This is a genomic window from Cobetia sp. SIMBA_158 (assembly GCF_046566945.1).
In the GTDB taxonomy this organism is placed as follows: Bacteria; Pseudomonadota; Gammaproteobacteria; order Pseudomonadales; family Halomonadaceae; genus Cobetia; species Cobetia amphilecti.
On sequence record NZ_JAWJYL010000407.1, the window covers coordinates 1 to 270 of the forward strand.

1 protein-coding gene is annotated in these 270 nt (G+C 40.7%); it reads right to left on the reverse strand.

Going from position 1 to position 270, the window contains the following annotated elements; translation table 11 throughout:
* The coding region (locus R2R70_RS20480; RefSeq protein ID WP_410978975.1) for a thymidylate synthase at positions 1-270 on the reverse strand (270 nt) is incomplete at both ends.

A 270-nucleotide genomic window follows, 5' to 3' on the forward strand; every position in this document is an offset into this window, starting at 1 on the left:
ATGGATATTGAATTGCGTCATGGCATTGATAGCCAGTTACTTCAAAATCGTCTCGGGTAACCCACGTTTCTATGTCTTCAAGTGACTTTATATTTGGATTAATTGTAAGTGTAGGCGATTCAAATGGTTCGCGCTTGAGCTGGACGTCGCGCATTAATTCGAGCTGATTTTCGTAAATATGAGCGTTAGCTATTTTATGATACGCCTTACCCGGTTTGTGGCCGGTAATCTGAGCGACCAATGCAAGCAATACAAAACATTGAATTTGAT